The sequence below is a fragment of the Methylosinus sp. H3A genome, assembly GCF_015709455.1.
Taxonomy (GTDB): Bacteria; Pseudomonadota; Alphaproteobacteria; order Rhizobiales; family Beijerinckiaceae; genus Methylosinus.
Genome location: NZ_JADNQW010000005.1, coordinates 3,814,279 through 3,826,013, shown reverse-complemented (window position 1 = coordinate 3,826,013; position 11,735 = coordinate 3,814,279). Strand labels below are relative to the sequence as shown.

11 protein-coding genes, 1 tRNA gene and 2 pseudogenes are annotated in these 11,735 nt (G+C 63.4%); 6 read left to right on the top strand and 8 right to left on the bottom strand.

All coding sequences use genetic code 11. From position 1 onward, the window contains the following. Nucleotides 1-43: 43 nt before the first annotated feature. Entirely contained in the window at nucleotides 44-796 is a 753-nt protein-coding gene (locus IY145_RS20675; RefSeq protein ID WP_196409924.1) for an enoyl-CoA hydratase, read from the bottom strand. Nucleotides 797-1,263: 467 nt separating this feature from the next. Between IY145_RS20675 and IY145_RS20670 the strand changes: the two genes are divergently transcribed. Next, the gene (locus tag IY145_RS20670) at nucleotides 1,264-1,836 is read left to right on the top strand and encodes a hypothetical protein (RefSeq protein ID WP_196409923.1); all 573 of its coding nucleotides are present in this window, start codon (nucleotides 1,264-1,266) and stop codon (nucleotides 1,834-1,836) included. Nucleotides 1,837-1,906: 70 nt separating this feature from the next. Here IY145_RS20670 and IY145_RS20665 read toward each other — a convergent pair whose 3' ends face one another. Together IY145_RS20665 and IY145_RS20660 are read right to left on the bottom strand one after the other, a co-directional pair. Then, a complete protein-coding gene (locus IY145_RS20665) occupies nucleotides 1,907-2,590 on the bottom strand; it encodes an ABC transporter ATP-binding protein (RefSeq protein WP_196409922.1) in 684 nt (227 codons plus the stop codon). A gap of 5 nt (nucleotides 2,591-2,595) precedes the next feature. Then, nucleotides 2,596-3,897: a lipoprotein-releasing ABC transporter permease subunit gene (locus IY145_RS20660; protein ID WP_196409921.1), complete on the bottom strand. Its 1,302-nt coding sequence runs from the start codon at nucleotides 3,895-3,897 to the stop codon at nucleotides 2,596-2,598. Between the two features lie 238 nt (nucleotides 3,898-4,135). Between IY145_RS20660 and IY145_RS20655 the strand changes: the two genes are divergently transcribed. Continuing rightward, nucleotides 4,136-4,462: a GNAT family N-acetyltransferase gene (locus tag IY145_RS20655; protein WP_196409920.1), complete on the top strand. Its 327-nt coding sequence runs from the start codon at nucleotides 4,136-4,138 to the stop codon at nucleotides 4,460-4,462. Between the two features lie 83 nt (nucleotides 4,463-4,545). Here IY145_RS20655 and IY145_RS20650 read toward each other — a convergent pair whose 3' ends face one another. Then, the gene (locus IY145_RS20650; protein ID WP_196409919.1) at nucleotides 4,546-6,396 is read right to left on the bottom strand and encodes an ABC-F family ATP-binding cassette domain-containing protein; all 1,851 of its coding nucleotides are present in this window, start codon (nucleotides 6,394-6,396) and stop codon (nucleotides 4,546-4,548) included. 184 nt (nucleotides 6,397-6,580) lie between these two features. On the opposite strand from IY145_RS20650, the gene IY145_RS20645 reads away from it, so the two are divergent. Next, nucleotides 6,581-6,656 (top strand) — tRNA-Glu (locus tag IY145_RS20645). A gap of 558 nt (nucleotides 6,657-7,214) precedes the next feature. Here the strand turns inward: IY145_RS20645 and IY145_RS26350 are convergent. Beyond that, nucleotides 7,215-8,252, bottom strand: a pseudogene (locus IY145_RS26350) (recombinase family protein); the annotation flags it as partial. 204 nt (nucleotides 8,253-8,456) lie between these two features. Here IY145_RS26350 and IY145_RS20635 point away from each other — a divergent pair. Both IY145_RS20635 and IY145_RS25880 read left to right on the top strand, forming a co-directional pair. Then, nucleotides 8,457-8,951, top strand: a pseudogene (locus tag IY145_RS20635) (winged helix-turn-helix domain-containing protein); the annotation flags it as partial. After that, nucleotides 8,864-9,541: an IS630 family transposase gene (locus IY145_RS25880; protein WP_312030643.1), complete on the top strand. Its 678-nt coding sequence runs from the start codon at nucleotides 8,864-8,866 to the stop codon at nucleotides 9,539-9,541. The pseudogene IY145_RS20635 and the gene IY145_RS25880, both read left to right, overlap by 88 nt. Before the next feature lie 92 nt (nucleotides 9,542-9,633). Here the strand turns inward: IY145_RS25880 and IY145_RS20625 are convergent, their stop codons facing one another. After that, nucleotides 9,634-10,086, bottom strand: coding sequence for a hypothetical protein (locus IY145_RS20625; protein WP_196409918.1), 453 nt, complete (start codon nucleotides 10,084-10,086; stop codon nucleotides 9,634-9,636). Between the two features lie 308 nt (nucleotides 10,087-10,394). On the opposite strand from IY145_RS20625, the gene IY145_RS20620 reads away from it, so the two are divergent. After that, nucleotides 10,395-10,634 carry a transcriptional regulator gene (locus IY145_RS20620; RefSeq protein WP_196410648.1) on the top strand — a complete coding sequence of 80 codons (240 nt, stop codon included), beginning with the start codon at nucleotides 10,395-10,397 and terminating at the stop codon, nucleotides 10,632-10,634. A 395-nt stretch (nucleotides 10,635-11,029) separates the two neighbouring features. Here the strand turns inward: IY145_RS20620 and IY145_RS20615 are convergent, their stop codons facing one another. Next, nucleotides 11,030-11,389, bottom strand: a complete 360-nt coding sequence (locus IY145_RS20615; RefSeq protein ID WP_196409917.1) for a type II toxin-antitoxin system PemK/MazF family toxin — start codon at nucleotides 11,387-11,389, stop codon at nucleotides 11,030-11,032. After that, a complete protein-coding gene (locus IY145_RS20610) occupies nucleotides 11,386-11,625 on the bottom strand; it encodes an antitoxin MazE family protein (RefSeq protein ID WP_196409916.1) in 240 nt (79 codons plus the stop codon). Before IY145_RS20610 ends, IY145_RS20615 begins: the two co-directional genes overlap by 4 nt. Between the last annotated feature and the right edge of the window lie 110 nt (nucleotides 11,626-11,735).

Sequence of the window (11,735 nt, the reverse complement as noted above, 5' to 3'; positions counted from 1 at the left end):
GAGAGCCGCGGGCGCTCCGCCCGATTTTTTCCCGTTCCAGAGATCAGACGCGCCGGCTCGCCGGGGCCGCCGGGCTCTGCCGGCGAACCGGCGGCGCGCTGATGCGCTGCGCGCGAAACATGCTGTAGGAGGCGTTGTAGCGGCGGCCGCACTGCCGCACATAGCTCTCCGCTCCCAATAGGCCTTCGTCGTTCTCGACGATGTGCTTGACCAGGCAGAGCTCCTGCATCTGCTCGGCGGTCAGCACCTCGCCATTCTCCATGAGCCGCTCCGCCTTCACGAAGCCGAGCTTTTGCGCGAGCGCGCCATAGACGCCGATGGCCGACGCCAGATCCGCGTCGAAGCAGAAACGCGCATGGCGATCCGCGACCATCATCGAGCAGGATAATGCGAAGTCGAGATCCGCTCCGTTCAGATAGGTTCTCGCCCATGCGATCGAGATCACCGGAGCCTCGAGAATGAGGCGGGCGGTCGCCGACGCCAACTCGTCGAAGCCTTCTGCTGCGACAGCTCGAGCGTCGTCGCAATGCGCAAAGTCGAAAACCAGATATTTGAGGCCCGGCAAATGGCCTTCCGAAATTTTGCGCAGCAACAAGGTCAAGCCGTCGATGCTGTCTCGATCGAAACCGCAGGCGAGTTTGCTCACCAGGATCGTATCGAGCTCATCCATGCGATGGATCTCCAGCGACGAGCGCTGTCGGATGAAATCCAGCGGATCCGAAAAGTCGGAAGGTGAAACATAAGTCTCAGCGACGACAGCGGAGGTGATGTCGTTTTTCGAAACTACCGCATTCATGTTTCGTCTCCTATCTCGAATGGTTTCGCAATTCTTACCGAGTTACTTAAATTTTTAAAGAATTTTCGGCCGCGTCTTCGGTCATGGTTAATTTTCTTCGTCCAAAATTACGTACGTACTCCAGGGAATATAACTCTCTGGACGGGTTGCGACTTTTTGCCGCTGGCAGGATCTCGAAGAGAGTCGGATTCCTGCCCGAAAGTGCGGAAGCAGCCTGATCGGAGACGGAAGAACAGAGACCGAAGCCCACATTCGCGGTCGCCGGCTCAGCCAGCGCCGCGGAATTTCCGCGCCTCGGCGTTCTCCGGCGAAAACTTCGTCCCTATGTCGATGAGAGTGTGTGCTAAAAGCCGGGAGCGACTATCGGTCGTCGAGCCGAGTCGTATCGCGGTCGTTGACGCCGAGGTCGGCGAGAGTGTTGCAGCCGCTCGCAGAAGCGGCGAAAACCATGGATAGGGAGAGAAAAGATGAATCTTCGACTTCTGGTCGCTCTTGCCCTGGCGACGGCCGGACTGGTCGGCGAGGCCCATGCACATGGCGGCGTGAGCTCCGATACCGGCCAGTGCATCATGAAGATCGGGCCCGACACGATGAACTTCACCGGCTATCAGCCGCTGAAATCGCGCGAGGTCTTCTGCGACGATATTCCCGATGTCGGCCCGACGATCATCGTGCTGGACGCGGTTCAGGACGAATTGCGCGACATGACGCTGGAAATCCGCATTCTTCGCAATGTCGGGCAGGGCGACGACAACGAGAATCTCGAGCAGAACACGGAAGTCTATGTGCCGCCGAAGAAATACCGCACCGGCACGCTCAACTTCGAATATAATTTCACCAAGAAGGGCGACTTCATCGGTCTGGTCAAAGCGAAGGCCGACGACGGACGCGAATATGTGTCTCGCTTCCCCTTCGCGGTCGGCACGACCGAGGACAAGAACATCATCATCGCCGTGTTCTTCGCTGCGCTCGGCCTCGTCGGCTTCGGCCTTTGGTACAAGAACAGCTTCATCGACAAGAACAAGAAAAAAGCGGCCTGAGCCGCGATGGAGCGAGCGCCCCGGCCGGATGGGGATCCGGCTGGGGCGCTCTATTTCAGTTCGGACGCATTCAAGCGAGCTCGACGAGACGCCCGTCGCTGAGCGTCACGCGACGGTCCATCTGAGCCGCCAGATCGAGATTATGCGTCGCGACGAGCGCGGCGAGGCCGGTGTTGCGCGCGAGCGTCAGCAATGTCGCGAAGACATGCTCCGCCGTGCGCGGATCGAGATTTCCCGTCGGTTCGTCGGCGAGCAGAACATGCGGCGCATTGGCGACGGCGCGGGCGATGGCGACACGCTGCTGCTCGCCGCCCGAGAGCTGCGAGGGAAGGTGCCGAGCCCGCGCGCCGAGCCGCAGATAGTCGAGCAGCTCGGCGGCGCGCCGCTCCGCCTCACGGCGGTCCAGCCCGTTGATCGCCTGCGGCAGCGCGACATTCTCGAGCGCCGAAAACTCCGGCAACAGATGATGGAACTGATAGACGAAGCCGATCGTCGAGCGGCGCAGGCTCGTGCGTTCATTGTCGCTCATGTCCGACGTCGCGTGTCCGGCGATGAGGACTTCGCCGTCGTCTGCGTGCTCCAGCAGGCCGGCGATATGCAGCAGCGTCGATTTGCCGGCGCCCGAAGGCGCGACCAGCGCCACCGTCTCGCCGGCCGAGAGGGTGAGATCGGCGCCGATCAATATGTCCAGCCGCGTATCGCCTTCGCGATAGTGGCGGGCGACGCCGGAAAGCTCGAGTGCGAAAGCTGTCATGGGCCTCACTCGTGGCGCAGCGCGTCGATCGGATCGAGGCTCGCCGCTTTCCATGCCGGATAGATCGAGGCGAGAATGGCGAGCACGAGCGTCATGACGACGACGAGCGCCACCTCGCGCGGCTCGACGATGGAGGGCAGGCGCGACAGGAAATAGAGCTCCGCCGGAAACAGATTGGCGTGCATCAGCTTGTTGAGCAGCAATCGGATCGCGTCGAGATTTTTGGCCAGCGTCAGGCCGAGCAGAAAGCCGGCGAAATCGCCGACGATGCCGATCGAGGCGCCGATGATGAGAAAGATGCGCAACACCGCCCCGCGCGTCGCGCCCATGGTGCGCAGAATGGCGATGTCGGAAGATTTGTCCTTCACCAGCATGGTGAGGCCGGAGATGATGTTGAGCGCCGCCACCAGCACGATCAGCGTCAATATGATGAACATCACATTGCTCTCGACCTGCAGCGTGTCGAAGAAGGTCTTGTTGCGCTGCCGCCAGTCGGTGAGCATTAAGGGCCGGTCGAGATTGGCGTCTATTTCGGCGCGGAATTTGTCGACGGCGTCGGGGGCGTCGAGAAAGGCCTCGATCACTGTCGCTTCATTCTCGTGGTTGAAGAACAATTGCGATTCGGCGAGCGGCATATAGACGAAGACGCGGTCGTATTCGGACATGCCGATCTGAAAGATCGCCGTCACCGGATAGGCTTTTATGCGCGGCGCCACGCCGAAGGGCGTCGATGCGCCCTTGGCGATGAGAATGCTGATATTGTCGCCGACGCGCACGCCCAGCGTCTCGGCGAGGCGCTGACCGATGGCGACGCCGCCGGCGCTGTCGAAGCCCTGGAATGTCCCGTCCTTCACATTGCCGGTCAGTCCCGGCAACCGCAGAATGTCCTGCTCGCGAATGCCGCGCACCAGCACGCCCGACTGCCCATAGGGCGAGGAGACGCCGGCCGCGCCCTCGACCATAGGGACGACGAGCTTCACGCCGGGAAGCCGCTGCATCCGCGCCGTGACCTCGGCCCAGTCGGTCAGCGGCCGCTCGGCCGCCTGCACGAAGGCGTGGCCGTCTATGCCGACGATCTTGTCCATCAGCTCGCGATGAAAACCATTCATCACCGACATCACGACAATGAGCGTCGCCACGCCGAGCATGATGCCCAGAAAGGAGAAGCCGGCGATCACCGAGACGAATCCATTGGCGCGTCGCGCCCGCACATAGCGGAAGGCGACGGCCCATTCGAAGGGCGCGAAGACGCGCGTGCGCGGCGTCGGCTCGATCTCGACCACGGAAGACAAAGTAGATTCGCTCATTTTGGCATTGTGCCCATCCGCTCGAGCCTTTCAAGCGCGCCATAGAATTGGGCCTTTCTCATGCGACGGCGGCGAATCGAAGGCGGGCGCGGGCGAGTGGCCGAAAACCGACAAGGGCTCGTGTCCGGTTTCGCTCGGCGAGAAAAGTCAACGAGAAAAATTAACGCCTGGCCCTTAATTTGCTGCACTGCGGTCACCACCTCGAGGTTCGGCGGTGGGCAATCGAGGAGAACGACACATGGGTTCGATCGCCCAGCTGAAGAGCGCGCCGCGCAAAGCGCATGGCGCTGTCCACGACAATGTCGAGTTCGATCGCTTCGAGCTCGATCTCGAAGACGGCACGGCCGTCGCCTATTATCGTCTGGCGCCGGGCGCCATCGTCCTCACCCATACGGAGACGCCGCCGGCTCTGCGCGGCAAGGGCGCGGCCTCGGAGCTGATCCGCGGCGCGCTGGAATGGGCGCGGGCGCGGGGGCTCAAAGTCGTTCCGGAATGCTCCTTCGTGGCCGATTATATCGCGCGCCACCAGGAATTCGCGGATATCGTCCTTCGCAAATCGGCCTGAGCGGTCTGAGCCTGCATCCGTCGCCTCGCCGACGAACGCCGGCTCAGAGTCTTCGGGAGACGCAGGATTTTTCGAAATCCTGCTCAGCCCTCGTCCGATAGCGCGAGCCATTGATCTTCGGCCTCGGCGAGCGCCGTCGCGAGATCGGCGCGCTGCTGGGCGAGCCGATTCGCCTCCTGCGGATTGCGCGAAAAGGCGCTCGGATCGGCGAGCGCCGCATCGACGCGCGCCAACAGCTCGCCGAGCTTCTTCATGCGTTCTTCCGCGACCGCGAGCTTGCGGCGCGCTTGGCCGGCGTCGCGTTTTCCTTCGACCCGGCGAGGCTTTTCGCGCGATTCCTCGTCCTTGCGCGCGTCCCGCGCGTCGCCATTGGCCCGCGCCAGCACATAGCGGGCATAATCGTCGACGTCGCCGTCGAAGGCGCGCACAGTGCCGCCTTCGACGAGCCATAGCTGGTCGGCGCAGGCCTCCAGCAGATAGCGATCATGGGAGACGAGCACGATCGCGCCTTCATGGGCGTTGATCGCCTCGACCAGCGCGGCGCGGCTGTCGATGTCGAGATGGTTCGTCGGCTCGTCGAGAATGAGCAGATGCGGTCCGGCGAAGGAGGCGACGCCGAGCAGCAGCCGCGCCTTCTCGCCGCCGGAGAGACGCTCGATCTTCGTTTCCGCGCGCGCGCCGGAAAAGCCGGTCTGGGCGGCGCGCGTGCGAATGCGCGCCTCGGGCGCGCCGGGCATCAGCGCCGCGAAGACGGAGTAGGGCGTGTCCTGCTCGTTCAGATCGTCGATCTGATGCTGGGCGAAGAAGCCGGCCTCGAGCTTTGCCGCCCGCACCACATTGCCGCTCTTGGCCTCGAGACGCCCCGACAGCAGCTTGGCGAAGGTCGATTTGCCATTGCCATTGGAGCCGAGCAAGCCGATGCGATCGTCATTCGAGAGGCTCAGCGACAGGCGCGACAGCACGGTGCGATCGCCATAGCCGACGCTGACATTTTCAAAGGCGATGATCGGCGGCGACAGCGGCTTTTCCGGCGAAGGCAGATAGATGGGCAGCACCTCGTCGTCGACGATGGCGGTGACGGGCTCCAGTCTGGCGAGCATTTTGAGGCGCGACTGCGCCTGCCGCGCCTTGGTCGCCTTGAAGCGGAAACGGTCGACGAAGGCCTGCAGCTCGCGGCGGCGCTCCTCCTGCTTCTTGCCCGCTTTGGCGGCGAGCGCGCGCGCCTCGAGCCGCTGCGCCTCGAAGGCGCTGTAATTGCCCTTGTAGAGCGTCAGCCGGCCGCGCTCGAGATGCAGAATATGCGTCGAGACGGCGTCGAGCATGTCGCGATCATGGCTGATGACGACGACATTCGCAGGGTAGCGCGCGAGATAGTCGACGAGCCAGAGCGTGCCCTCGAGATCGAGATAATTGGTCGGCTCATCGAGCAACAGAAGCTCCGGCTGCGAGAACAGCACGGCGGCGAGCGCGACGCGCATGCGCCAGCCGCCCGAGAATTCCGAGAGCGGGCGCTGCTGCGCCTCGGCGTCGAAGCCGAGGCCGGAGAGGATAGCCGCGGCTCGCGCCGGCGCCGCATGGGCGTCTATGTCGACGAGGCGCGTCTGGATCTCGGCGATCTCATGGGGGTCGGTCTCGGTTTCGGCGCGCTCCAGCAGCGCGGCGCGCTCGGTGTCCGCGGCGAGCACGAAATCGACGAGCGCCGTCGGTCCGCCGGGCGCCTCCTGCTCGACGCGGCCGATCTTCAGCTTGGCGGGCAGAGATATTGTTCCAGTCTCGCCTGCGATCTCGCCGCAGATCATGCGGAACAGCGTCGTCTTGCCGGCGCCGTTGCGGCCGACGAAGCCGGCCCTCGTCCGCGGCGGCAGGAAGACGGAGGCTTTGTCGAAGAGAAGCCTCGCGCCGAGCCGGTAGGTGAGATCATCGATGGAAAGCATGGCCTCGCCTCTAGGGCCTTTGCGGTCGATGTGCAACGTCGGCGCCGCGGAACAGGGCCCGCGACGCGGGAAGGGGCGCCGCCCGCGGGAGGCTAACGACAAAGGCGTTCATGGCGCTTGTCAGCCCGAGCGCGGCCCTCTATATCTGCGCCCGCTTCGCGCCGGCCACTCGCCGGCGCAGCCCGCGCCCATCGTCTAGAGGCCTAGGACGTCGCCCTTTCACGGCGAAAACACGGGTTCGATTCCCGTTGGGCGCGCCATTTGCGTATAAAACCGCGAACACCCTTGCCGATTTGTTCTCCGGCGACGACGGCCTGTTCGAGGCTGGCTTTGGAGCCGTGAATGCGGATGATGTGGTCGTCGACCTCGACGGCTTCGACGACCGCCCGCAAATAGGCTCTGCGGAACGACGTCTCTCCCACGGTGATCTTCTCGCGCATGAATGTGCCGAATCGCTCGAGCTGGTCTGGTTCGAGCTGGATTTGCGGCGCGGCCTGGGCTTTGATCCGCTCCAGCGCGGCTTTCGCCCGCTCCCGGTCGGATTTGAGAGTGGCGAGACGGTCCCGAAGCAGATCGTCCATGTCGGTGACGCCGTCCTCGACCATTCTATAGAGGCGCTTCAGCCTGTCCTCAGACTGAGCGATTTCCGCTTGGAGGGCTTCCACTCGACTGCGGACCTCGTCGTCGCCGGCGGCGCGCTTCTGGGCCAGGGACGTCAATATGCCGACCAGCCGATTCGGGCCGAACAGCCGATCGGCGAGATGGGTCGTGACCAGCCCGTCGAGCCGGTCCATCGGGATCGAGCGCCCCTTGCAGCCGGTCTTGCCGACGCGCGCGGCGGTGGAGCAGCTGTAATAGCGATGCACCTTGCCGCTCTTCGAGGTTCCGGTGCGCAGCGTCATCGCGCCGCCGCAAGCAGCGCAGACGGCGAGGTCGGTAAGGAGAATGGGGCCGGTGACGACGCGGGGCGGCAGGACGCGCGGGTCTCTCGCTTTCAGGCTCGCCTGGGCCTTGTCGAACACGGCCGTTTCGATGATCGGCGGAACGGCGATCTCGATGACTTCACTTTCGGCCTTGGTTCTCCCGGTTTTGGCCTCGCGCTTGTTGAAGCGCCACCGGCCTGCATAAACCGAATTGGTCAAGACCTTGTGGACCGACGCGACGCCGAAGCGCGCGCCGAGTCGCGTTCTCAGCCCGCGCCCATTGAGCGTCTTGGTCACCTCCTTGACGCCCATCGGCCCCTTGCCGGCGTCGCCTTCGAGATAGAGACGATAGATCATCCGCACGGTCTCGGCCTCGACAGGATCGACGACGAGCTTCTTCTTCGTCGTGTGTCCGCGCTTCTCCACTTCGGCGAGCGCATAGCCGAGCGGCAGGCGTGAGCCGTTGTAGAATCCCTGGCGGGCGTTCTCCTTCATCGCGCGCAAGACGTGCTTGCCGTTCTCGCGGCTCTGATATTCGTCGAACAGCGCGATAACCTGCCGCATCATCACCTGCGCCGGATCGTCGCCGAGCTCCTGGGTGATCGAGATGAGCCGCACATTGTGCTTGGCGAGCCTGCGCACATACATTTCCAGGCCGAAGGCGTCGCGGAAGAAGCGAGAGAACGAATGGACGACGATGACGTCGATCGGATGATCGTCGTCGCAGGCGCGTTCGATCATGCGCTGAAACTCGGGACGATGGTCGTCCATGGCGGAAGCGCCGGGCTCGACATATTCGGCGACGATGCGCCAGCTATGGCGTGTGCAATAGGCGCTTGTTTGGGATTGCTGGTCGGGGATAGAGAGGTCGACCTCCGCCTGCCGCGTCGTCGAAACCCGGAGGTAGAGCGCAGCGCGAGTGCAATCGGGCATAGGGGCAACTCCCGTCGTCATCAAATTCGTTGCGCGAGTCCGATCAATCGGCCGAGTCTATTCCCAGGATGCGCAGGCGTCACCGGAATTTCGGCTGCGCCAGCGACAATAGCCCCGGATCGTCCCGCAATGATACGGGTTCCGGCTGATTGACTCGGCGACGGGGATTCCCGGGGCGAATCGAAGTAGCTAAGCTGTATCGCCATGAATCGCTGGAGGCGGGTCATGGCGACGATAGCTGCGCATTTGAGCGTCGATGCGTTGCGTGAACGGTATGTTTCGAGTTCGAACGCGCGCGAGGCGCGGCATTTCCATGCGATCTGGCTGCTCGCCAAGGGCCACACGCTCGGCGAAGTCGCCGAGATGACGTCCTTTGCCCAGCGCTGGATCGAGCAACTCGCGGCGCGCTACAACGCAGAAGGACCGGAGTCTCTCGGCGACTTGCGCCGGCGCAACGGCTCGACGGCGACGGTGTTGAAGCCCGATCTGCTCGCCGAGCTGCGCGTTCGGCTGAACGAGCCCCCCGACGACGGAGGCTTGTGGACGAGCGCGAAAGTCGCGGCTTTTCTCGCGCGCGAATTGGGGCTGGAGAAAGTTGCGGTTCAGCGCGGCTGGGAAGCGCTGAAAGCCTGCGGCATGTCGATCCAGGCTCCACGCCCCAAAAATCCGAAGGTGGCTTCGCCCGAGGAGGCGGCGGCGTTCAAAAAAACCTCGAAGACGCCGTCGCGGAGGAAGCCGCGAAGCATCCAGAGCGATCGGTCGAGGTCTTCGCCAGCGACGAGCACAGGCTCGGCCTGAAACCGGTCACGCGGCGCGTCTGGGCGCCCGTCGGCGAGCGGCCGATCGCGCATGGCCATCATCGCTTCGACTGGCTCTATGTGACCGCCTTCGTCTCGCCGGCGAGCGGCGAGACCTTCTGGTACGTGCACGACGGCGTCTCGAAGCCGTTTTTCGCGGCGCTGCTCGAGACCTTCGCGCGCGAAGCCAAGGCCGGCGTCGATCGCACGATCGTGCTCGTCATCGACAACGCCGGCTGGCACGGCGAGGCTGGTCTGAGCGTGCCGGATGGCGTGCGACTGGTTTTTCTGCCGCCCTATACGCCGGAGCTGCAACCCGCCGAGACCTTATGGGCTCTCGTCGACGAGCCGATCGTCAACAAGCACATCGGAACGATAGAGGAACTCGACGCGATCATCGGCGAAAGATGCGCCGCGCTCGCGAGCGAGCGCGACATCATCAAAAGCCGCGCCGGCTTCCATTGGTGGCCAAAAATCGCCAAGCCGAAGTAATCAGCCGGAAACCGTATGAGAAGCAAAACGAGCCGCGGAGACCGCGGCTCGAAAATTGTGCGATCGACAATCTCGCCGTCACACGGCTCGCTTCAAAACTTCGGAAACGAATCGAGGCGACCGATACGGACCAAGTCGGTCAGCGCCGAGCGGACCTGCGGCCAGGGAAATTCGGGGCAGTTCTCGCACCATTCGCCCTCGCGGAGCACAGCGTGGAGCTTGGCCGCGACGCCTTCGACGGTCGACGCCGGCGTGGCCGCCAGCGCATCGGCGAGATCTCTCGCTATATCCGCGGCTCGCTCTTCGTCTTTTTTCGCTTCGGAGTAGCCGACGGCCAAATCTGCGGCAGCCCAACGCGTACGATAGATTTCTTCCTCAATGGCGCAGCCCGCCTCGGCGCCTTCGTCATCGTCGATGCCGTCTGACGCGCGGATCATCTGCATCAATTGGGTTTCCAAGCTCTGCTGCTTCTGGCAGAGAACATCGGTGAGGTCCTGGGTGGTCTTCCATTGCGTCCACAGGGACGTTGCCGGATCGACGACCATCGTATGAGACGAGTCGACGCTCGCGATTCCCTTGAAAGGCGCCGGCGTGACGGCGCCGACGCTCGCAACCAACAAAGTCCTTCGGGTGAAAGCAGCACTCGTGATAGTCTCGGGGTCAGCCATGATCCGAGCTCCTCATAAGCCGGGTTGTGGTCAGGCCGGGCGAGGTGTTGACGCACGTCGTCCGGACGCACAGGCGCACTCGGCTCGAGGCTGTTTCCAGTTGCTCGGGCGATGTGATAGCGAGAACGCCATGCGAGTGGAATCATATCACGTCCGCCGTGGAGATCAACAATATATCATATGAGCTGTATGTGATCACAGGAGCGCAAATACGGGCGGCGCGCGCCCTCATTCGTTGGACCGCCGAAGACTTAGCGTCTACCGCAAAAGTCGGCATCGCCACCGTGCGACGCGCCGAGGGCGAAGACGGGCAGCCGTCGACCACCGCTGCAAACCTGAACGCTATTCGCATCGCCTTGGAGAATGCAGGCGTGGAATTCATTCCCGAGAATGGCGCCGGCGCCGGCGTGCGGCTGAAGAAGTAGAGGGGTCGCCGTCGACCGGCAACAAGTGGGCGATCTTCGTTTCCTTGCCCCTTCATCGACGTGGTCCGAATCGTTGGTCGAACAAGTCGCCGAGCCACGCCTCGATTACATCGACCTCGGCGCGCGTGACCGGGACTTCTTCGGGCCAATCATCGGTGACAGTCCAGGTTTCGAGGTCTCGTTGCGCCTCTCGATCGATGTTCGACCGAGCGTCATTCCGCGTCGACGCGACGCGGCGATCGGCTCCGACGCAGCGAGGATCGAGAGGATTTGCGCGCGCTCGCGACATCCCGGCAGGATCGCGCGCTCGATCTCGAACAAGAATGGCCTAATTTTACTCCGGGATGCGCTTTCCTACGCACTGCCATCGAGACGGTGAACGGATGACGGCCGACTCATGATCGCCGTGCGCGCCGAGGTCTCGGCGACACAGCGAGTCCGAGGAAGACGAGCACCGCTTGGTTGAGACGCAAAATGTCCTCGTCGTCCAAGCGCCCGATATGTGCGCCGATCTTCGATTTCGGAACGGTGGTGACCTTGTCCGCCATCAAGCGGCAGGGCACGCGCAATCCGTTGCGCTTGTTCGGCTCCACGGGCAGACGGAACAGAGGCGCATCCGTCTCGTCTGTCGTGAAAGCGCAAATGGTGATGGAGTCCGTCGCGTCGAAACTGTCATCCTGAATAATGACCACAGGGCGCGGCTTGCCCGCGTAGTCCTTGCCGCCGGCAACGGTCCAGATGTCGCCGCGTCTCATTCGTTACCGTTGTCATCGACGTCGATGACCGACACCGTATCGATGAACGATTGGTCATCGAGAGAATGGGGGCTCGTGGCGACCGCGAGCGACTGGCGATGCGCCTCCGCCCGGAAGGAAGCGGCGCGCACGTCCGGCACCCAAATCTGAATAGGGCGCAGCCCTTGGGCGCGCAGGCGCTCGCGATGATCGCGCACCTTGACGCGGGAGGGCTTGGGCTTCGCCGCTGGGGTCATAATCAGTCTCCAATTGGTTACATGTAACCTATCACGAGCCGTTGCGTTTCGACAATCCCGACCTTTTGCATCGGCTCTGGTCGCGGCCGGACCTCCACGGGGCTCGAGGC